The sequence below is a fragment of the Microbacterium sp. genome (assembly GCF_052099035.1).
Taxonomy (GTDB): Bacteria; Actinomycetota; Actinomycetes; order Actinomycetales; family Microbacteriaceae; genus Microbacterium.
The window spans coordinates 69,279-89,981 of sequence record NZ_JBQDSX010000008.1 but is presented as its reverse complement, the minus strand read 5'-3'; the positions used below and the strand labels follow the sequence as shown (position 1 = coordinate 89,981).

Here is a 20,703-nt window from a genome sequence, read left to right as displayed (position 1 = left end):
GGGTCAGCGGGGAGCGTCGCCCTCGGGGAGTGCCTGGGCGTCTCGGTGCGCGAGGATCTGATTCACTTCGATCTGATCGGCGAGCGCCTCGTGCACGAGCGTGACATTGGGGATGTTCACCAGTCGCACCGGCACATCCATGCCGTTCGAAAGCGTGATCGTGCCGGCGCCGCCCATGCGCTGCAGGAGTCCGCGCCGGACTCCGATCGAATATCCGCGCACATGCGAGATCTCGGAACGCTGACGTGCCCCCACACCCTGGCGGACGATGACGCGGCGCGTCGTGACGGTGTAGGTACGGGAGAACCAGATGAAATACGGGATGATCACGCCGAGGATGATCAGCGCACCCGCTGCGGTCAGCAGCATCCAATTCTGGAAGCCGTCTGGCAGATTGTCGTAGAAGTAGCCCGTTGCACCGCAAACCGCGATCAGAAGCAGCGCCGACCACAGCAACCGGCGGGCATGGCCGCGGAATCGCGCGATGAGCCGCTCTTCGGCAGGCGCGCCGGGCGGCGGCATCATCGGCCGACCGCCGAGCGTCACGGGCTGAGTCATGCATCCATTGTGCCCGCAGGCACTGACATCTCCCGCCGCGCGACGGCGTGTCCTCCGCGGGTTCTCCGCCGGGTTCTGGGTCAGACGAGCCGCGCGTGCACGACATCACCGGCGGCGACAGCGTGCTCGGTGCCTCCGGCATCGACGCAGAGGCGGCCATCCGTATCGAGCCGGACGGCTGTGCCGTGCAGCGTCGACCCGTCCGGAAGCGACACATCGACCTCGCGTCCCAGCGTCGCGCACCGTGCCGAGACGGCATCATGGATGCCGCTGCGATCCGAGTCCTCCCACGCAGCAAGCGCCGCGAGCAGTCCGCCGAGCCGGCGCAGATAGTCGGCGACGAGGCGATCCGCATCGCAGCTCTCACCGAGCGCGGCGAACGACGTCGCCGTCGGGATGGGAAGCTGCTCTATCGTCATGGCGGTGTTCACACCGGACCCGATGACCACCGCCGTCCCCGTCGATTCGGCCAGGATGCCGCAGACCTTCTTCCCGTCGACCAGCACGTCGTTGGGCCACTTCACCCCGACCTCATGACCGGAAAGCTGCACGGTCACGGCATCCGCCATCGCCAGCCCCGCAACGAGCGGGATCCAGCCCATGGCTTCGGGGCGCGACGGCAGTTCTCGGATCAGCACCGAGATCGCCAGCGCTGAGCCGGCGGGCGTCTGCCAGGACCGATCCAGCCGCCCACGTCCGGCGGTCTGGTTGTCGGTGAGGATGACGGAGAGGTGCGGCCACGCGTCAGCATCCGCCGACAGCATCCGAAGCGCGGCGTTCGTCGATGCCGATTCGGTAAGCACTTCGAGTCGGGATGCAACAGCCTCAGCCTGCGGAAAATTCATATCCGTCAGTCTACGGAGCCGAGCCTTTCGGCATCAGTGCAGGTTCACTAGACGTCAGTGGATCTCGGACTCGTCGTCCTTCTCTTCTTCGTCGTCGTCATCCTCGTCGTGTACGACGGCGCCGATCTCGCGCTGCTGCCACTCGTCCCACAGCCCCATGAGCTGTTCGATCGCAGTGTGGAACTTCGCTGTCGCAACGCCGGGAGTGGTGTCGCCGAAGTAGTGCTGCACCCACATACGCAGCTTCGTGATCGCGTGCTCATCCGCACGGACGCGGTCGACTTCCGCGACGATGCTGCGCGCAGCATCCGCTGTCAGCCATTCGCAATCCGAGAGGTATCCGCCGGTGTCGATCTGCGCATTCTCGTCGAGCGGACGCGTGATCATGAGCGGCTTGCCGACCGCGAGGCGGTCGTAGACCATCGCCGAGATGTCGACGATGGCGACGTCGGCCGCTGCGAGCTGCCAGCCGAGCTCCGGACCGTCGTCGTAGACGTGCTGCGCGGTCCGATCGGATGCGTTCGCCTCGGCGATGGCGGAGATGATGCGTTTGTGGGCTGCGCCGTACTCATCGTCGACCACGCCACTGCGCGGGTGCGGACGGTAGATCACGCGGTGCCGTCCGGTCGCCAGTAGAGCCGTGATCAGTGCCTCGCCGTGCGTCGCGATCGAGCCGTAGTGCGCGCTCGGGCGATCGCCCTCCCAAGTGGGTGCGTAAAGCACGACGATCCGCGCGTCAGGCGTGTAGGGGAGGATGCCGGAGTAATGGTCCGCCTGGGGACGGCCGATCTCGATCGTGCGCCGATCGATGTCATAGTCCCAGAGCGTGCGGCTGAGGCGATCCCTCGCGGCCTGGCCTGCCACGAACGCGTAGTCGTACGCCTTGTACTGGTTCGTGGTCATGTACATCTTGTCGGACTCGCCGTGGTTGATGAACACGTGCCAGCGCCGCCCGTAGCGGAACATCTGGAAGTTGCGAGTGTTCTGGTTCACGTACAGCACGATGCGGATGTCCTGCGTGGAGATGAACGCCTCGACGTCACGCACCGTGGGGACGAAAGCGACGGGAAGAGCTGCCTCTTCCATGAGCTTCTCGGCACCGCCAGCGTTTCGGGCGAGGACGACGACGGGCCAGAGCTTCTCGAGCTCGGCCAGCGGCCGGTACCACTGGCGCATCTGGTACATGTTCACGGCGCCATCGGCGAAGTACACGGCGATTCTGAAGCGGTGCTCCGGCAGCGGCGGCTGCTTGGCCAGCTCGCGCCGGACTCGTTGCACCGCCGAGCGCGAGCGCAGGGCTCTGCGCAGCAGACGATACGCCTTCTTGACATCCCGAACGGCACCCACATATCCAGAGTACGCATGCTTGCCAGGCGCTCCATGACATGATCGACGGGTGGAAGAGCACGATTCGACAACGTCTCCGGCCGGGGTGTCGTTCATCATGCCCGTTCTCAACGAGCGGGACTATCTCGAGCACGCCGTCGCATCCGTGCTGTCGCAGTCGCTCGCAGGTCCCAGCGAGCTGGTTCTCGCCCTCGGGCCCTCCACCGACGGCACGAACGAGCTCGCGCAGCGCCTGGCCGAAAGCGATGCCCGCATCCGTCTCGTCGAGAACCCGGCAGCACACATTCCCGTCGGGCTCAATGCCGCGATCCGCGCGAGCCGCTACCCCACGATCGTCCGCGTCGACGCGCACTCCGAACTCTCTCCCGGATACGCGCAGCGTGCACTGGCCACACTCGAGCGCACCGGAGCCGCCAACGTCGGCGGAGTCATGCACGCCGACGGCCGAACGCCGTTCCAGAAGTCCGTCGCGCGGGCATACAACTCCCCCGTCGGCCTCGGTGGCGGCGCGTACCACGGCACGACCCACGAGGGAGAGGCGGAGTCCGCGTACCTCGGCGTCATGCGCCGGTCGGTGCTCGACGAGGTCGGACTGTTCGATGAGACCATCCGCCGCGGCGAGGACTGGGAGCTGAATCTGCGCATCCGGCAGGCTGGCCACAAAGTGTGGCTCGACCCGAAGCTGCAGGTGACCTACTGGCCGCGCGAGAGCTGGTGGCGACTGGCCCGGCAGTTCCGCGCGACCGGAGCCTGGCGCGGCGAGCTCGTGCGACGCTACGGCCGCAGCAACGGTCTGCGCTTCTTCGCGCCGCCCGCCCTCGTACTCAACGTTGCACTCGCCGTGATCGTCGGGGCACTGCAGCTGAGCCGCGTGCTCGGCGGTGTCGCCTCGGTCGTGGCATCCATCGTCTATCTGCCTTTGATCGCCTACGCGCTGCTCGTCGCGGTGATGGCCCTGCGGCCCGGCGCCGGCGAGTCCCTGCGCGAACGTATCTGGACTCTCGCCGTGCTGCCGACCATGCACCTCGCCTGGGGCTACGGCTTCATCGGCGGCGTGCTGCGCGGCGCCCGCGACACCGTGGACGCCTCGCGCCTGGGCTCGCAGAACACTCCGCTGCCGTAGCTGGCGGCGGTCGCCGCCCGCCGCCGACCAGCCGCGAGAATTGCTTTGCGGCGTGAGAATTGCGTCGGCAGCAGGAGTCTCGTCGGACAAGGCAATTCTCGCGCAGCCGGCGGACGCGCTTTACGGGGCGATGTAGCCGAGGTCGAGGAGGCGGGAGACGACGCGCTCGGACGCATGACCGTCGTCGCGGCCGTTGAACTGGCGACGCCACGCGGCGTAGCGCGGGCCGAAATGTCCCGGCAACGACGAGTCGAGAACCGCGGCGACGAGCTCGTCCTGCGTCTTCACCAGTGGCCCCGGTGCCCGCTTATCGAGGTCGAAGTAGAACCCGCGCAGCTGCCCCCGATAGTGCTCGAGGTCGGGCACGAGAAAGAACATCGGCTTGCCGGTGACGCTGTAGTCGAACATCACCGACGAGTAGTCCGTGATGAGCGCATCCGCGATGAGCAGCAGCTGCGCCGTCTCCGGGAATCCGGTCACATCGATCACGCGCGCACCCGAGGTGTCCTTGCCGGGCTTCAGGGTCCGGGAATGACCACGGACGAGCACGACGGCATCCGCCTGCTCGGCGAGCAGCTGCGGGTCGACGAAATCCACCATCTCAGACCGGTCATCGCGCCACGTCGGCGCGTACAGCAACACGCGCTCGTCCGTCCCGATCCCCAGCGCCGCGCGCGTCGCCGCACCGTCGCCGGTGACGAGCATGTCGTTGCGCGGGTAGCCGTCCGTCCAGATCGGCTTCCCGAAGAACGCATATGCCTTCTTGAGAATGCGCTCCGAATACGGGTTCTGCGCGAGCAGCACGTCCCACCGGCGCGATTCCTTCACGACCGCCGCCATCCGCCGAGGATCAAAACCTGGCCGGTGCATCGCCAGACGCTTGAGAGGGGTGCCGTGCCAGGTCTGCAGCACCTTCTGGCCTGGCTTGCGAGCGAACCGCCGACGCAGCCAATCATTAACGATCAGCAGCCGCGCAGCTCCCCGGGCCCGCCACCACTGCGGGCTCCCCTCGACCACGGCGATCGCCCCATCGGGCACCGGAACCGACAGGTCCACAACGCTCCAGTAGCGCGTGACCCCGGGCGCACGTGCGGCCAGTTCACGATCGATCGCCAGCGGATTGCATCCGGCGCTCTGTCCGTAGAAGCTCTCGAAAAAGACCGCGTTCTCGTCGCCGCCGGCCTGAGCGACATAGCGCTCCTCGAGCGTCGACTGTCCCGCGGCGGTCTCATCGGCCGGATCCAGCGGCGGCGCGATCTCGACGCGGTCGCCCTGCAGCGTGACCCGCAGTCCCGACAACACCAGCGGTGCCTGAGCGATCTCCGACAGGTCGGCTCCCGCAATGCTCAGTCGATATTCGCCGGAGGGAAGGGGCAGCAGCTGCCCGCCCCAGCGCGCGGCCTGCAGCGGGAAAACCGCCTGCCACCTCTCGCCATCGCCGGTGATACTCGCACTGACCCGGGCGCGTGGCCCGTCGAGAGATCCGTCGGCCGGTGCCGGGCCGTCGCCTGCGATGACCAGGCGTTCGGCCTGCTCGTCGATGCGGGCGGTCGTCATCGTGCTCCCTTCGGCGCAGGGACGCCCCGCGCGCGTATTGCCCGGTACACGCGACGGGCGTTCTGTCCATCCCGATACGCATGTACCTGTGCGCTGAGCGTACTGGACTGAGCGGACCGTGCAGCGAACACACGCTCATCGCTCAGCAGTGTTTCGAGCTGCGCAATCGCCTCCGGCCAATCGGATGCGGCATCCGCCCCGGCGACGTCTTCGTATCGGCCGTAGAAACCGCGCGTGTGCGCGTACTCCGCAGCATCCGGGGCCAGATAGAGCACCGGCATCCCGAGGAGGCCCACGTCGTAGGCGAGAGAGGAGTAGTCGGTGATCAGCGCGTCGATGCCCGGTAGCGCCGGTGTGACGTCGGGAAGGAGGTCAGATCCCAGCATCCGCACCCGCGTGCTCGGAAGCGGCGGCTGATAGGCGCCGGCGCCCAGCGGATGCGAACGCACGAAGAGCACGGAATTCTGCTGTTCGAGCAGGGCGATCAGGCTCACCCAGTCGGCAGCAGACGGAATCGCCGGGTCCTCGGCGCCGTCGCGCCAGGTCGGCGCGTACAGCACCGTGCGGGCATCGCGCGGAAGCGGGCGCGTCACGTCCGAAAGCAGAGCGGATGCTGCGTCCCGCCGCTCCTGCGCAGTTCCGGCCGAGAGCACGTCGACCCGAGGCTCGCCCGTGACCACGACCCGCGAGTTCCCGAGCGCGAAGGCGGACTCCAACCGTCCGCGCGAGCGATCGGATGCCGCCGGCATCAGTCGGATGCGCTGTGCTGTGGCCCGGTAGAGAAGCCCCACAACACGGCGCAGAATCGACGCGCCGGGCACGTTCGGGACCTGGGTCGTGGCGGCGGAATCGAGCCCGATGCGCTTGAGTGGAATCCCATGCCACAGCTGCACGAGGAACGCCCCCGATGTCGCGTAGCGGTTCACGTCTCCCTGCCCGTGCGTGACGATGAGCACTCCGGCGCGGGCTGTCGCCCACCATCCGCGCAGCGAAGACTTCGGGATCGTCGGGATGCCGAGCGCCGCAGCATCCGCTCGCTCACGATCCGATGAGGTGAGCCAGACCGCGCTGTGGCCCTCGGCCGTGGCGATACGCCAGAGAGCGAGTGCGCCGTCGCCGATTCCGCCACCGCACCCGAAGACCCAGCGCCGTCCGCGCGGGACGAGAAACGTTCCTATGCGTCCGGCGGCATACAACGGGATCCTCAGCAATTTTGCTGCGTTGCCGGAGCCGAAAGAGAAGGACGCCACCCCGCGAGCCTATCGCGGGGTGGCGTCCGATTCTGGGAACGAAGCGACTCAGAGAGCGAGTTCTCCGAGCGTCACCGTCACCTCGTACGACTTGCCGTCGCGGACGTAGGTGACCGTCGCCTCGCTGCCGGCTGCCGCTGCGCGGACCTGCGCGGTGAGGTCGGTGGCGCCGGTGATCGGAAGCCCGTTGAACTTCGTCACGATGTCGCCCTTCTTGATGCCGGCCTCGGCTGCAGCCCCGCCGCTGGTGGGTTCGACAATCACAGCACCGGCGACCTCAGCCGATTCGACCGACGAGGCATCCTGAACCGTCGCGCCCAGCAGACCGTGCGTAGCCGCACCGTTCTCGATGATCTCCTGGGAGACGCGCTGGGCGATGTCGGACGGGATCGAGAATCCGACACCGATCGAGCCGGACTCCTGCGCGCTGCCGGCCGTCGCGATGGCGACGTTGATGCCGATGAGCCGGCCCTTGCTGTCGACCAGAGCGCCACCGGAGTTTCCGGGGTTGATCGCAGCATCCGTCTGGATCACCGAGATCGAGATCGACGAGTTCGGGCTCTGCTGCTGCGTGCCGGGCAGGTCGAACTGGAACGGGCTGCCGTTCTGGTCGCCCTCTCCGTTCTGGTCGCCCTGCGAATCATCCTGCGTGCCGTCCTGCGTCGCAGAATCCGGCAGCGCCGAAGAGGCGATCTGGATGCTGCGGTTCAGCGCGCTGACGATTCCAGTGGTGACCGAGTTCGATAGGCCGAGAGGCGCACCGACGGCGACCGCCGTGTCGCCGACGTTGAGCTTGGACGAGTCGGCGAACTCCATCGGGGTGAGATCCTTCGCCCCGTCGAGCTTGATCACCGCGAGGTCGTAGATCGGATCGGTGCCGACAATGGCGGCGTCGTAGATGTGGCCGTCCGAGGTCGTGACGCGAATCGTCGGGTTCGCCTCGGCGCCGCCGAGCGTGACCACGTGCGTGTTGGTGAGGATGTAGCCGTCTTCACTGAGCACGACGCCCGAGCCGCTGCCGGACTCGCTGGAGCCGGCTGCCTGAATGGTGACGACAGAGGGCAGCACTGCCGTGGCGATCGCCGTGGTCTCGTTGACGGAGCCGGGGTTGTTGACCGTGATGGTGTCGGGGCCTGAAGCTGTGGACCCCACCGGCTGCGCCCACACATTGCTGCCGAGGTAGCTGCCGCCGAAACCGGCAACACCGCCGACGAGTGCCGCCGCCACGATGAGGGCGGCGACCTTGCTGGCGCCGAACGACTTCTTCTCTTTGGTCTTCGTGTCGATCGACGTCACGTGCGCGGTGTGCTCGGTGGCATACGGCGGAATCGGAGTGGTCTGCGCGTGCGGGTCGGTCGGCGTCGGGATGCCGAATGCGGCGCCCTGGGATGCCTCCGGGCCGACGTTCGGGGCCGGATGCTGCGGCGCGGCGTGCGACGTGAACGCGGCGGGCATGTCGTGGTGGCCGGCCCCTGTGCTGGCTCCGGGAGCCTGCGGCGCAGGCTGCTCGGGGGACACGGGCTGGTCTGGGGTGTTGTTCTCGTTCATGTCTGCTCCTTCATCAACGCCCTTTCAGAGTGGCGCCCCTAGCTGTGCGTTCGATATGGGCGAGGTGAGTGCCGGCTATGGCCTTAGCCTGGGTTGCATGAGTGCAATTCCCGGCGCCTGGCGGCGCACTGCGGCGGGGGCAGGCCTGCTCTCCTCTGACGGCGCTGTCGCGCCTACCATTTTCGCAGAGATGTCTGCGGCTGCGGCGAGAACCGGAGCGATCAATCTCGGGCAGGGCTTCCCTGATGAGGACGGCCCGGCCGAGGTGCTCGAGGCCGCCCGTGATGCGATCTCACGCGGCGTGAACCAGTACCCACCCGGGCGCGGATTCCCCGATTTGCTCGCCGCGATCAGCGAGCACCAGCAGAGGTTCTACGGGCTCACGGTCGACCCGGCGACGGAGGTCATCGTCACCGCCGGGGCAACCGAGGCTCTGGCAGCCACCCTGCTCGCCCTGATCGACTCCCCCGACGACGAAGTGGTCGTGTTTGAGCCGTACTACGACTCCTATGCCGCGGCAGTTGCTCTGGCCGGAGCGCGGCTGCGCACAGTTCCGCTGCGCCGGCCGGATTTCCAGCCGGACCTCGAGGTGCTCGCAGCATCCGTCACCGACCGCACGCGCATCATTCTCGTCAACGATCCGCACAACCCCACCGGCATCCTCTTCAGCCAAGAGGTGAAAGCCGAAGTTGTACGGTTGGCGCACAAGCACGACGCGATCATCGTCACCGACGAGGTGTACGAGCACCTGACGTTCGCCGCGCCGCACGTGCCGCTCGCGACGCTGCCGGGAGCCGCCGAGCGGACGCTTACGATCTCCTCCGCCGGCAAGACGTTCTCGACGACGGGGTGGAAGATCGGCTGGATCCACGGCCCCGCCGACCTCATCACCGCCGTGCTGACGGTCAAGCAGTACCTCACGTTCGTGAACGGCTCGGCCTTCCAACCCGCGATCGCCGTAGGGCTGCGGCTGCCGGAATCGTTCTTCGCGGATGCCGCCGCCGCTCTGTCCCGCAAGCACGAGATCCTCGGGGCAGGACTGCGATCGGCGGGGTTCGATATCACCTCGCCCCAGGGCGGATACTTCACGGTCGCCGACGCGAGTGCGCTCGGAGGGGCGGATGCTGCCGCATTCTGCCGTGCGATGCCGGAGAAGGCCGGGGTCGTTGCGATACCCCTGGGCTCTTTCGTGAGCCGAGAGAACCAGGACGACTACGCCGGGCTCATCCGCTTCGCCGCCTGCAAGCGGGTGGACGTGCTCGAGGAGGCCGCCGGGAGGCTCGCCGCGGTGGAGTGGTAGGCGGGGTGGCCGGCTTCGACTCGCTTCGCTCGCTCACCCCGTTTCGTCGCGGTCGCTCCGCTCCCTTGCTCAACGCCCGGCGAGGTGAGCTTCCCGTGGGGTGAGCAACTCTGCGGGCCGTTGAGCGAGCGGAACGAGACGAAACGCGTTGAGCGAGCCGCAGGCGAGTCGAAACGACAGCCTCAGCGCACGGTGAGTAACCCTGCGGGTCGTTGAGCGAGTGGAGCGAGACGAAACGCGTTGAGCGAGCCGCAGGCGAGTCGAAACGACAGCCTCAGCGCACGGTGAGTAGCCCTGCGGGTCGTTGAGCGAGCGGAGCGAGACGAAACGCGTTGAGCGAGCCGCAGGCGAGTCGAAACGGCAACGTCAGCGCGGAACGACGCGGTAGCGGCGCAACCGCAGCGCCGGGTTGGTCTCGCGCACTGCCGCCACGGCATCCACTGAGAGATCCGCGATCGCGATGCCCTCCCCCGTCCCGACACCGGCGACGACGACGCCCTGCGGGTCGATGATCTGCGAGTGCCCCACACCGATCGGGGTCGGGTGATCGGCTGCGATGACGTAGACCGTGTTCTCGATCGCTCGCGCCGCGAGCAACGTCGTCCAGTGGTGCTCCTTCAGCGGCCCCCGCACCCACTCCGCAGGAACGACGATGACATCAGCACCGGCATCCACGAGTGTGCGCGCGACCTCAGGGAATCGCAGGTCGTAACAGGTCATCATCGCGACCTGCAGCCCGTCGATCTGCAGCGTCTGCGGCTCATCGAGATCACCCGGCTCGATCCAGTCGGATTCCGTTTGGCCGAACGCGTCGTAGAGATGCTGCTTGCGGTAGACAGCACGCACGCCCGTGGCATCCACGGCGACGAGTGCGTTGCGCACGCGCTCTCCGGCGCTCTCCACGAGCCCGGCGATGATGGTGACGTCATGAGCGGATGCCGCTTCCTGCAGCGCCCGGACGAACTCGCCCTCGAGCGTCTCGGAGTTCTCGGCGAGGGTGGCATCCATTGGCGTGACGAAGTAGCTGGAGTACTCCGGGAAGACGACCAGGCGCGCTCCCCTGGCCGCGGCATCCGCTGTGTGCTGCGCGACGCGGGCGCGGTTGTCCGCACGCGAATCGGTCGGGCTGAACTGGCACACGGCGACGGTGAGATCGGACATGCCCCCATCTTCGCGCATGCCCGCCCGTGGCGCTCAGCACCTCAGACCCGTGGTAAGCTTTTAGACGTGCCGCGGGGTGGAGCAGTTCGGTAGCTCGCCGGGCTCATAACCCGGAGGTCGTAGGTTCAAATCCTGCCCCCGCAACCAATGCGACACACAGAAGGCCCGGAATCTCAACGGATTCCGGGCCTTCTGCTTTGCCCGTGCGGGCTGATCAGCACCCGCCTACTTGGCCGCGCCGGTCAGACCGACCCAGTGACTACTTGCCGCCGGATGCTTTCAGCGCGAGCATCCCGTTGACGGCGCCCGCAAGTCGGCCATCTGCCTCAGCGCGGTGCTGGGCGAACACGGGCGCGCTCTGCTGTACACCGGGGCGGTTGCGCAATAGAACTCCGAGGATCTAAAGTCGCTGACGCACGCTACTCCGAACATGTCTCCCAGTTGAAGACGCAAAAGAACAAGAATCAAAGGAAGTGACCGACGTGGATCTGCAAGAGATGCTGGCCCAGCGCCCCGTCGACCGGAAGCGCGTCGACGCGTACAAGCAAGAGATGCTCACCGAGGTGCGCGCGCACCGCTTGCGCGAACTGCGGAAGAACCTTGGATTGACGCAGGAAGAAATGGCAAGTCGCATCGGCGTCGGCCAGCGACAGGTATCCAAGATCGAGAATGGCGACCTCGAGAATAGCAAGATTGGAACTGTCCGGAGTTACCTCGAGGCTCTGGGTGGCGAGCTCGAGCTTGAGTACGTCACCGCTGACGCCCGGCTCCTCGTGGCTTAGCCCACACCGCGGCACATACGCACGCGCCGGGCTGACCACGTCACAGAAATGGCGGGTCGCGATCACGCGAACCCGCCACTTCTGTGACATGCGCCGGTCAGACCGGCCCAGCGACTACTTGCCGCCGGATGCCTCCAACGCAAGCAGCTCGTTGACGGCGGCCGTCAGCTGCTTGTCTGCCTCGGCGAATGCGGTCAGGTCGCCCGACTTCAGCGCGGTCTCGCGGTCGGTCAGCGCCTTCTGCGCCGCAGCGAGCGCCGCCTCGTAGGCGTTGGAGTCGGTGCTCGTGCCCGGATCGGTCGTTCCCTCATCGGGCGGAGTGGTCGTGCCCTCATCCGGCGGAGTCGTGCCGTCGCCCGGATCCGTGGGCTGGACTTCCTCATCGCCGCCGCCCGCTCCGGCGTCGCCGCCGAAGATCACATCGAGCGCACCGGTGAGGGTGTCTTCGAACGCCACGCTGTCACCGAAGGTGACCAGCACCTTCTGCAGCAGCGGCAGCTGCGTGCCCTCGGACGACTGGATGTAGACCGGCTGCACGTACAGCAGACCACCACCGACGGGGAGCGTCAGCAGGTTTCCATAAAGCACCTCGGATTTACCGAGCGTCAGCACGTTGAGCTTGTCGGCGATCGTCGTATCCGAGTCGAACGTGTTCTGCACCTGTCCAGGACCCGGCACCGTCGTATCGGCATCGATCTCGAGCAGCCTCAACTGCCCGTAGCCCTCGGATTTCTCCCCCGCCGTGGATCCAGCATCCGAATCCACCGCCAGGTAGCCCATCAGCACGTTACGGCTCGTCGTTCCCTGCGCGGACGCGGGGATGAACGTCGAGAACATCGAGAAGCGCGGCGAATCCTGCCCCGGCATCTGCATCGACAGGTAGTAGGGCGGCTGCAGCTGGTTCTCGTTACGCGGGTCGTTCGGCGTCTGCCAGCGGTTGTCCTGCTGGGCGAACGAGCTGGCCGTGTCCACGTGGTAGACCTCGAGGATGTCGCGCTGCACCTTGAACAGGTCGGTCGGGTAGCGCACGTGGCTCATCAGATCGGCCGACATCTCGCTGATCGGCTCGACCGTCGACGGGTAGACCTTCTGCCAGGCCTTCAGCAGCGGGTCCTCAGCATCCCAGGCGTACAGCGTCACCGAACCGTCGTAGGCGTTGACCGTCGCCTTCACCGAGTTGCGGATGTAGTTGATGTCATCGATCGCGAAGTTGGGTGCCGCCGTGTTGGAGTCGGCAATGGCATCCGACAGGCTCACGCTCGTCGAGTACGGGGACGTCGAGCTCGTCGTGTAACCATCGACGATCCACACGATCTGCCCGTCGACGACGCTCGGGTACGGGTCGCTGTCGAGCGTGAGGTACGGCGCCGCCTTCTGCACGCGGGCCCGCGGGTCGCGGTCGTAGAGGATCTGCGAGTCGTCGTTGACCAGGTCGGAGAACAGGATCTCCGCCTCCTGGAACTTCAGCGCGTACAGCAGCTTGTTGAACGTGTTGCCGATGTGCGGCCCGCCATCGCCCTCGAAGGTCGTCTTGGTCTCGGTTGCACCATCGGTTCCGCGCGGGTAGTCGATCTCGACCGGGTCCGAACCTTCCGGAGCGCCGACGATCGAGTACGGAGCCGACTCTTCGCCGAAGTAGACGCGAGGCTCGAAGTTCTCGGCATCGGTGAGGAATCCGGACGACGGGATGCCGCGCTCGAGGAACACCGGCTCGCCCTCGCTCGTGCGCTGGTTGCCGGCAGCGACCACAAGACCGTAGCCGTGCGTGTAGACCGCGGTGCGGTTGTTCCAGTTGTTGCTGTCGCCGAGGCGGTTCACGTCGAGCTCACGAACGGCGACGACCGTGTCCTGCGACTCGCCGTCGATCTCGTAGCGGTCGACGTCCAGTACGTCCTGGAACTGGTAGTAACCACGGAACTGCTCGAGCTGCTGCACGGTCGGGCTGATGATGCTCGGGTCGAGAATACGGATGGATGCCGTGGTCTCGGCGTCATCGCGCAGCTGCCCGGCTTCTGCATCGGTCTCTGCCTTGAACGGCGTGACCTCGAGGTCGGCGATGTTGTACGCCTCTTTGGTGCCCTCGATGTTGCGCTCGTAGTACTCGGCCTGGAAGCTGTTCTGGTTCGGACGAACCTGGAAGGTCGTCACGACCCATGGGTATCCGACGCCGACGACGAGGGCTGCCACGATCAGCAGCGCCGTGGCGGCCAGCGGGAAGCGCCAGCGGCCGATGACGGCCGTGACGAAGAAGAGGATCGCGACGAGAATCGCGACGATTGCGAGGATCGCCATGCCGGGGATCGTCGCGTGCACGGCGGTGTACGCCGCACCGGTGATGCGGTCCTCTTCGGTGACGAGCGTCTTGTACCGGTCGAGCCAGAGGCTGGCGGCCTGCACGAGCAGGTAGATGCCCGCGAGCACCGCGAGCTGAATGCGTGCAGGCTTCGAGATGCGCAGCTCGCCCTGCCCGATGCGCACCGATCCGTACAGGTACGAAACCAGCGCGGTGACGATCAGGCTGAGCAGGATCACTGCCGAGACGAAGGCGAGAAGAATCGAGTAGAACGGCATCGCGAACAGGTAGAAGCCGGTGTCCATGCCGAACTCCGGGTCGGTGACTCCCGTGGGGCCACCGGTGAACCACAGCCAGACAGTCTCCCAGTTGCCGGCGGCGGCGAAGCCCGCGAAGAGGCCGAAGAAGATCGGCATGCCCCACATCGCCAGGCGCCGCAGCGGCTCGATAACCTCCTGGTAGCGGTCGAGCTGCGAGCTGAGCCGCACGTACACCGGGCGCAGCCGGTAGGCCAGCTGGATCACGACGAACAGCGGTACCGCCATCCCGATGAACCCGACGACGAACATCGACGCCGTGGCAAGCCACTGGGTCGTCAGGACACTCGCGAACTCGAGCTGGTCGAACCAGAGGAAGTCGGTGTAGAGAGAAGCAAAGACGAAGAACGCCACGACGAGCGCGGCGATGATGACCAATGAGATGGTCAGGATTCGTCGGGATGTATGAGGCGTGGCCGGATTCGGCGCCGAGGTCGTGGTCACTCGTCCATCTTATGCACCGTCACCTATGTGCGGGCCGCGTGCGTTCAGGAAGTGGCAGTGCACGCGGGCAGTGCGGCGACGTCACCGCCATCGGCGATCACCTCGAGCGCATCGATCGACTCCGAAAGCGTCGACGTGCTGATGACCGTCAGCCCGTCCGGGATGTGACCGACAACCTCGTCACAGTTCGATGACGGTGCGAGGAAGTAATCGGCTCCGGCATCACGCGCGCCGTACAGCTTCTGGCGGATGCCGCCGATCGGCCCCACCGCACCGGAGGCATCGATCGTGCCGGTGCCGGCGATGTCGTTGCCTCCGGTGAGCTCACCGGGCGTCAACTCATCGACGATTCCCAGCGCGAACATCATTCCGGCGCTCGGACCACCGACGTTGTCGAGCTGGATGGTGACATCGATCGGGAAGTCGTACTCGGTCGTGAAGCTGATGCCGATCAGCCAGGTGTCGGTGCCGTTGACGTTCTCCTGCTTCGGTGCGATCTCGATCTGCTGCTCTTCGCCATCGCGCAGCACCGACAGCTCTACGGTCTCACCCCCGGAATCCTGGATGGCCTCGCGCAGGGCCGCAGCGCTGGTCAGCGAGACGCCGTCGACAGCGTCGATGCGGTCGCCCTTCTCGATCAGTCCGTCTGCCGCCGAGTCCTCGACGATGGAGACGACTTCGACCTCGGCTCCGGTGTCGTACCCGAGTTCGTGCAGGGCCGCGGCCGTCGCTTCGTGCTGCGAGTCGACCATCAGCACGGCGTTCTGCTCATCGCGCTGCTCACTCGTCACACCTTCGGGGAACACGGAATCCAGTGGGACGACAGCGCGCGAGGAGTCCATCCATGCGATCGCCAGTTCGAACCAGGACGGCGTGCGCTCCCGATTGCCGACGACCTGCACCGTGGTGAGATTCAAGCTTCCGCCGGTGTCGAAGGTCTCAGCACCGTCGATGGCGATGAGCGGCATCTGCTCGCCGTCACTGCCCGGCGCGGTGCCCAGGGTGTTGTACACGGGGCCGGGCCGCTGGATCACGTACGGAGTCGGGAGGAACGTCAGCACGACCAGAGCGATGAGCGCGACGATGAGCGCCCAGGCTCCGAGCCCCAAGCGGACAGAGCGAATTCGTGCCACGTGTTTTCCTCCGTCGTTCGCGACCGGCGTACAGCGATCTGCTCGCGTCGGGGGTGCGTGCAGAAACCTGTGACTAGCGTAGATGGCACGGCTAGCGACGTGCTGAGAGGCGACCGAAATGTCAGAGAACGATCCGAACCCGGAAGATTTCCAAGAGTTCCTGCGCAAGATGATGTCCGGTGAGGGCGGCGGCGACTTCGACTTCAGCGCGCTGCAGAATGCTCTCGGCGGCGAAGGCGGCATCCAATTCGACCCGGCGATGATGGCCGCGCTCTCGCAGCAGCTGCAGAACGCATTCGGCGGCGACCCGTGGGAGAACACCCTGCGCCAGGCGCTGCATATCGCGAACAAGGAGGGTCAGGGCATCACCGACGGCTCCCGGCACTCGCTCGTGGATGCGTTCGGCCTCGCGAACCTGTGGCTGGGCGAGGCGACCACGATCGCCGAGCTCGCCGAGAGCCCCCGGGCAATGACACGCGGTGAATGGGTCGAGAAGACCCTGCCGGTGTGGAAGGACATCGCGGGCCCCGTCTCGACCAGCATCGCGGATGCCCTCACCAGCGCACTCGACACGCAGGTCCCCGAAGACATGCGCGGCGCGATCCAGGGCGCCGGAAAGCTCATGCGGGGCCTGGGCGCGTCGGTCTTCGCCGCGCAGTTCGGTCAGGTGCTCGGCAACCTCTCCCTCGAGGTCGTGTCCGGCGGCGACGTCGGCATCCCGGTGCTGCCCGCGGGCACGGCCGCCGTCATCCCGCAGAACATCCAGGACTTCGGTGCGGGCCTGGAGATCCCGGACGACCAGATCACGCTCTATCTCGCCACGCGCGAACTCGCCTATGCCCGCCTGTACCGGCACGCCAAGTGGCTGCACCTGCAGGTCATGTCACAGATCACCGACTTCGCACGCGGCGTGACCGTCGACGTCGAGGCTCTCGAAGATGTCGCGAGCCGCCTGGATCCCTCCAACCCCGAAGAGCTCCGCGCCGCGATCGAGGACGGTGCACTCCTTCCCGCACAGACCGACGCGCAGCGGGAGTCGCTCGGCCGCCTGGAGAACATCATCGCGATGATCGATGGCTGGGTGGATGTCGTCACCAGCGAGGCCACCGCGCGCCTCCCCGATGGCGCCCGACTGGCCGAAGCCGCTCGCCGCCGTCGCGCCGTCGGCGGCCCCGCCGAGGACGCGCTCGGCGCGCTGGTCGGCCTGAAGCTGCGCCCACGCCGCATGCGCGAGGCCGCAGCGATGTGGCGCAAGGTGACGGATGCCGTCGGCATCAGCGCACGCGATTCGCTCTGGGACTACCCCGATCTACTGCCGTCCGCGGCCGACATCGACGACCCGACCGCTCTGATCGAACGGCTGCAGGCCCGAGCCCGCGGCGAGGAGCCAGCAGCGGACGAGTTCGATGAGGCGCTGGCCCGACTGCTCGACGGCGATGACTTCTCCGGCGACGGCAAGGGCACGAGCGATGGCGAGGGCACGGTCGATGGCGAGGGCGACACGGGCGATGGTGGCGACTCCAATGACGACGGCGCGGGTGAGAAGCCGGTCTGAGCGACCGGCAGCACTCGTCCTGCACATCTGAGCAATCGTCGGACTTGTCCACCGATCGTCGTTCTGTGCCCTACAGCTTCCGGTGGGTGGCCAGAATCGGGGAATGCCACCGTTCACGCCGACGACCATGACCCGCATCGATGCGTCCTTCCCGATGCTGTGGCGCGATGTCGACACCGTGCAGTTCGGATTGGATGCCGTCGTCGTCGTGCCGTTGACGGAACCCTGGATCGAGCCGCTGCTTCAGGCGATGCGCACCGGATTTCGTCGCGCATCGTTCGATGTGGTCGCGCACGGAGTCGGCGCCCCCCGGCAGCCGGCACGTGACCTGCTGCAGAAGCTCGAACCGGTGCTGCACACCGACGGCCCGCCGCTGCCGTGGGTCTGGGTCGAGAGCGTCAATCTTGCCGACTCACGGGTGCAGGCGCGCATCGATCATGCGCTGCGCGACGAAGGATTCGTGACGGTCGACCGTCAGGAGCGGGATGCTGTGGGCATCGTGCTCGTGCACGGCGCAGCATCCGCCCATCAGCTTGCCCCGTACCTGCGCGAGGATCTCGCGCACGTCCCGGTCGCTTTCGAACCGGGTGGTACGACGATCGGTCCGCTGATCGTTCCCGGGCGCACACCGTGCCTGTCGTGCATCGACGCGCATGAGCGCGACCGGGACCCTGCCTGGCCGAGCATGCATGCGCAGCTGATCGGTGCGACGTCCGTCCCGATCACCGCCGCGCGCACGGCCGAAGTCGCCAGCCTCATCGCTCGGCTCCTCGGCGAGCCCGACGGTGCGAAGCTGACGAAGTCGGTGCGGATCACCCCCGACGGGCGGCGCGTGTGGCGCGAGGCGACGTTTCACGAAGATTGCCTGTGCCGCGCGCAGACATCCCGATCTCTTCCAGGAAGCGGGACGGCCGCCGCTCGCCTCGACCGGACGAACGAGACCAGGACAGCTCCAGCGTCCTTGCGGCGCGCGTGATGCCGACGTAGGCGAGTCGGCGCTCCTCGTCGATCGCGTCGAATCCGGTCGCGTACGAGATCGGCAAGGCGCCCTCGGTGCAACCGGCGAGGATGACGTGCGGCCATTCCAGCCCCTTGGCTGCGTGCAGCGTCGACATGGTCACCGTCTGCATCGTCGGTTCATGCTGATCCTTCGCGCGCGCCATGAGCGTGTCGCTGAACGAGCGCAGCGTCGTGTCATCCGATGCTTCCTCGGCAAGACGCAGGATGGCACGCCGCGCTTCCCAACCGTCCCGCTGGGCGCCACCGGCGGCCGGCGGCTCCTCCGTGAGACCCATCTCGCGCAGCACGCGCCGCACGTTCGGAAGGAAGCCGCGTTCGGTGGGGGCGACGGATGCGCCACGCAGCGCGAGCACGGCCTGGCGCACCTCGGGCATATCGAAGAACCGCTTGCCGCCGAGCACACTGGATGCGATCCCCGCCTGGGCGAGCGCCTGCTGAATGGGGGCGGACTGTGCATGGGCCCGATAGAGCACCGCGATCTCGGACGGCTGGGCCCCGCTCTTGATCCGCGCGCCGATCGCGGCTGCGATTCCCGCGGCCTCTTCCGTATCGCTGTCGTATGCGGTCACCGTCGGCGCATCGGCCGTCGGCGCTTCGCGTGCGGCGACGAGCTCGAGCGCGCCGGGACGCCCCTTCATGAGGGCATTGGCTGCGGCGAGGATCGGCGGCTGCGAACGGTAGTTCGTCTCCAGGCGCACGACCGTGGCATCGGGGTAACGGCGGCCGAACTCCAGCAGGAACCGCTGATCGGCGCCCGCGAACGAGTAGATCGTCTGGCTCGCATCGCCGACCACGCAGATGTCGCGGCGCTCGCCGAGCCAGAGTTCGAGTAGCCGGTTCTGCAACGGTGAGACGTCCTGGAACTCGTCGACGGTGAAGTGGCGATACTGCTCGTGGACGGATGCCGCGACACGGGGCTCGGCTTCCAGCATCCCCGCGCATGCCAGCAGCACGTCCTCGAAATCGAGCTGGTGGCGGTCGTCCTTGAGTATTTCGTAGGCCTGCTGCACCTCGGCGAGCTGTTCGGTGTTGACGCGTCCGATGGATTTTCCGAGCGCCGTGTGCTGCTCGATCGTCAGCATCGAGACCTTGCGCCATTCGATCTCGCTGGCGATGTCGCGCAGCGTCGCCGTGTCGAGTCGCAGGCGCTGCTGTTCTGCCGCCTGGGCGAGGACGCGCACCTTGTTGTCGACGATCTTGGGCGCGGGCGAGCCCGCCAGCGTCGGCCAGAAGAAGTTCAGTTGCGCGAGAGCGGCAGCGTGGAAAGTGCGCGCGGCGACGCCCTCGATGCCGAGCGCCCGCAGTCGACCGCGCAGCTCGCCGGCGGCTTTCGCCGTGAAGGTGACCGCCATCACTCGGCTCGGGGAATACGCCCCGGTGTCGACGCCGTGCGCGATGCGGTGGGTGATCACCCGGGTCTTTCCTGTGCCGGCTCCGGCGAGTACGGCAACGGGCCCGCGCAGCACGGATGCCGCTTCCCGCTGTCGTTCGTCGAGGCCGTCGAGTGCGCTCACTTGCCCTCGCGCGTTTCGCTCGGCGCACCGGCCTCGCGCTGGTCGCACCAGTTCTCGATGAGCGCGCGGGCGATGGATGCCGGACCCGGCAGTCCCACCGGACCATCACCGTTCATCGCGCTGCGGATCTCATCGCGTGTGAACCAGCGCACGTCGATGATCTCCTCGCCGTCGGGGCGCGCAGAATGCTCATCGGATGCCGTGGCGCGGAATCCGACCATCAGCGAGCGCGGATACGGCCACGGCTGCGAGGAGATGTAGCGGACCTCGTCGAGGTGCACGCCGGCCTCCTCTTCGATCTCGCGGTGCACCGTGGTCTCCAGCGACTCGCCCGCCTCGACGAAGCCGGCGAAGCACGAGTACATGCGTCCGCGCCAGTTCGCGTTCGCCCCGAGCAGCAGCCGTTCACCATCGGGGCTCTCGACGGCGACGATCACCGCGGGGTCCGTGCGGGGAAAGATCTCGTGCGCGCAGGCTTCGCATCGGCGGGACCAGCCGCCCTGGCGCAGCTCCGTCTCGGAGCCGCACTTCTGGCAGAAGCGCGCATCGCGCAGCCAGGATGCGAGCGAGACCGCGGTCACCAGCAGCTCGGTGTTCTCGGCATCCAGCATCCCGCCGGTGTCGCGCAGACCCAGCCAGGTCTCGGCCGGTGCCGCATCGATCGCGTCGCGTTCGGGGCCGACCGCGGCGAGCAGCAGCACGCGGTCGTCGCTGCGGTGCCCGAGCAGACCCCACTGGGCGTCATCGGCGACCTCGGACGGCGAGACCGTCAGCAGCCCGCCGTTCTCGATGCGGACACGCCCCTCGCGAACGACGATCACGAGGGCATCCGACGACGCGCGCAGCGTCTGGATGATGCCCGGTTCGTCACGAAGTTGTCCTGCACGGTCGAACGCAGCGGTCTGAACGGTCATCGACTCCCTCTTTCCCAGGCGTGGCGTAGGCGGAACCGCACC

General features: G+C 67.0%; 15 protein-coding genes and 1 tRNA gene. 5 read left to right on the top strand and 11 right to left on the bottom strand.

The window, feature by feature from the left end; all coding sequences use genetic code 11:
* Window positions 1-3: 3 nt before the first annotated feature.
* The 3 genes from ACTIAO_RS04430 to ACTIAO_RS04420 form a co-directional block, all read right to left on the bottom strand.
* Window positions 4-558 carry a PH domain-containing protein gene (locus ACTIAO_RS04430; RefSeq protein WP_441905051.1) on the bottom strand — a complete coding sequence of 185 codons (555 nt, stop codon included), beginning with the start codon at window positions 556-558 and terminating at the stop codon, window positions 4-6.
* An 80-nt stretch (window positions 559-638) separates the two neighbouring features.
* On the bottom strand, window positions 639-1,403 hold the full coding sequence (locus tag ACTIAO_RS04425) for a biotin--[acetyl-CoA-carboxylase] ligase (protein ID WP_441905050.1): 765 nt from the start codon (window positions 1,401-1,403) through the stop codon (window positions 639-641).
* 54 nt (window positions 1,404-1,457) lie between these two features.
* Window positions 1,458-2,750: a CDP-glycerol glycerophosphotransferase family protein gene (locus ACTIAO_RS04420; RefSeq protein ID WP_441905049.1), complete on the bottom strand. Its 1,293-nt coding sequence runs from the start codon at window positions 2,748-2,750 to the stop codon at window positions 1,458-1,460.
* A 49-nt stretch (window positions 2,751-2,799) separates the two neighbouring features.
* Between ACTIAO_RS04420 and ACTIAO_RS04415 the strand changes: the two genes are divergently transcribed.
* Complete coding sequence (locus ACTIAO_RS04415) at window positions 2,800-3,873, top strand: glycosyltransferase family 2 protein (protein WP_441905048.1); 1,074 nt, start codon at window positions 2,800-2,802, stop codon at window positions 3,871-3,873.
* Window positions 3,874-3,993: 120 nt separating this feature from the next.
* Here the strand turns inward: ACTIAO_RS04415 and ACTIAO_RS04410 are convergent, their stop codons facing one another.
* Genes ACTIAO_RS04410 through ACTIAO_RS04400 form a run of 3 tightly spaced genes read right to left on the bottom strand, consistent with a single transcriptional unit; the run spans window position 3,994 to window position 8,228 of the window.
* Entirely contained in the window at window positions 3,994-5,430 is a 1,437-nt protein-coding gene (locus ACTIAO_RS04410; RefSeq protein WP_441905047.1) for a CDP-glycerol glycerophosphotransferase family protein, read from the bottom strand.
* On the bottom strand, window positions 5,427-6,680 hold the full coding sequence (locus tag ACTIAO_RS04405) for a CDP-glycerol glycerophosphotransferase family protein (RefSeq protein ID WP_441905046.1): 1,254 nt from the start codon (window positions 6,678-6,680) through the stop codon (window positions 5,427-5,429). The genes ACTIAO_RS04410 and ACTIAO_RS04405 overlap by 4 nt, the downstream gene beginning before the upstream one ends.
* Before the next feature lie 48 nt (window positions 6,681-6,728).
* Entirely contained in the window at window positions 6,729-8,228 is a 1,500-nt protein-coding gene (locus tag ACTIAO_RS04400; RefSeq protein ID WP_441905045.1) for a S1C family serine protease, read from the bottom strand.
* Between the two features lie 97 nt (window positions 8,229-8,325).
* On the opposite strand from ACTIAO_RS04400, the gene ACTIAO_RS04395 reads away from it, so the two are divergent.
* On the top strand, window positions 8,326-9,528 hold the full coding sequence (locus ACTIAO_RS04395) for an aminotransferase class I/II-fold pyridoxal phosphate-dependent enzyme (protein ID WP_441905044.1): 1,203 nt from the start codon (window positions 8,326-8,328) through the stop codon (window positions 9,526-9,528).
* A 366-nt stretch (window positions 9,529-9,894) separates the two neighbouring features.
* Here the strand turns inward: ACTIAO_RS04395 and ACTIAO_RS04390 are convergent, their stop codons facing one another.
* On the bottom strand, window positions 9,895-10,689 hold the full coding sequence (locus ACTIAO_RS04390) for a carbon-nitrogen hydrolase family protein (RefSeq protein WP_441905043.1): 795 nt from the start codon (window positions 10,687-10,689) through the stop codon (window positions 9,895-9,897).
* 70 nt (window positions 10,690-10,759) lie between these two features.
* Between ACTIAO_RS04390 and ACTIAO_RS04385 the strand changes: the two genes are divergently transcribed.
* Window positions 10,760-10,836, top strand: a tRNA-Met gene (locus ACTIAO_RS04385).
* Window positions 10,837-11,186: 350 nt separating this feature from the next.
* Window positions 11,187-11,471 (top strand): helix-turn-helix domain-containing protein, encoded by a 285-nt coding sequence (locus ACTIAO_RS04380; RefSeq protein WP_441905057.1) that lies wholly within the window; start codon window positions 11,187-11,189, stop codon window positions 11,469-11,471.
* Window positions 11,472-11,585: 114 nt separating this feature from the next.
* On the opposite strand, the gene ACTIAO_RS04375 is transcribed toward ACTIAO_RS04380, so the two are convergent.
* The gene (locus ACTIAO_RS04375; protein WP_441905042.1) at window positions 11,586-14,525 is read right to left on the bottom strand and encodes a UPF0182 family membrane protein; all 2,940 of its coding nucleotides are present in this window, start codon (window positions 14,523-14,525) and stop codon (window positions 11,586-11,588) included.
* Window positions 14,526-14,569: 44 nt separating this feature from the next.
* Window positions 14,570-15,658: a YlbL family protein gene (locus tag ACTIAO_RS04370; RefSeq protein ID WP_441905041.1), complete on the bottom strand. Its 1,089-nt coding sequence runs from the start codon at window positions 15,656-15,658 to the stop codon at window positions 14,570-14,572.
* A 118-nt stretch (window positions 15,659-15,776) separates the two neighbouring features.
* On the opposite strand from ACTIAO_RS04370, the gene ACTIAO_RS04365 reads away from it, so the two are divergent.
* Window positions 15,777-17,213 carry a zinc-dependent metalloprotease gene (locus ACTIAO_RS04365; protein WP_441905040.1) on the top strand — a complete coding sequence of 479 codons (1,437 nt, stop codon included), beginning with the start codon at window positions 15,777-15,779 and terminating at the stop codon, window positions 17,211-17,213.
* An 812-nt stretch (window positions 17,214-18,025) separates the two neighbouring features.
* Here the strand turns inward: ACTIAO_RS04365 and ACTIAO_RS04360 are convergent.
* Both ACTIAO_RS04360 and nudC read right to left on the bottom strand, forming a co-directional pair.
* Complete coding sequence (locus ACTIAO_RS04360; protein ID WP_441905039.1) at window positions 18,026-19,747, bottom strand: ATP-dependent helicase; 1,722 nt, start codon at window positions 19,745-19,747, stop codon at window positions 18,026-18,028.
* Window positions 19,744-20,661 carry an NAD(+) diphosphatase gene (nudC, locus tag ACTIAO_RS04355; protein ID WP_441905038.1) on the bottom strand — a complete coding sequence of 306 codons (918 nt, stop codon included), beginning with the start codon at window positions 20,659-20,661 and terminating at the stop codon, window positions 19,744-19,746. The genes ACTIAO_RS04360 and nudC overlap by 4 nt, the downstream gene beginning before the upstream one ends.
* Window positions 20,662-20,703 lie beyond the last annotated feature (42 nt).